This is a genomic window from Enterococcus sp. S183_ASV_20, from assembly GCF_018919685.1.
Lineage (GTDB): Bacteria > Bacillota > Bacilli > Lactobacillales > Enterococcaceae > Enterococcus > Enterococcus faecalis.
The window spans coordinates 1-486 of the sequence record NZ_JAHLRI010000177.1; the positions used below are offsets into that span (position 1 = coordinate 1).

The 486-nt window shown below is 34.0% G+C and carries 1 protein-coding gene; it reads left to right on the forward strand.

Annotated features, from left to right (window positions below):
* Positions 1 to 45 precede the first annotated feature (45 nt).
* On the forward strand, positions 46 to 486 hold a 441-nt coding region (locus KQI94_RS16305; protein ID WP_216454674.1), incomplete at its 3' end, for a recombinase family protein.

Here is a 486-nt window from a genome sequence, read left to right on the forward strand (position 1 = left end):
ATGAGTTATGGTACATTTAAATTATAAAATTAAGGAGGTTTTTTTATGATTTTTGGCTATGCTCGAGTGAGTACGGATGATCAAAATCTTAGTTTACAAATTGATGCACTTACTCATTATGGAATTGATAAATTATTTCAAGAAAAAGTAACTGGTGCGAAAAAAGACCGACCGCAATTAGAAGAAATGATCAACCTACTACGTGAAGGAGATTCTGTTGTCATTTACAAGTTAGATCGAATTTCACGATCAACTAAACATTTGATTGAACTTTCTGAATTATTTGAAGAACTTAGTGTCAATTTTATATCTATTCAAGATAACGTAGATACTTCAACGTCTATGGGAAGATTCTTTTTCCGAGTTATGGCTAGTTTAGCAGAACTGGAACGGGATATTATTATTGAACGAACTAACTCTGGTCTTAAGGCAGCCAGAGTCCGAGGAAAAAAAGGGGGCCGTCCAAGTAAAGGTAAGCTATCAATT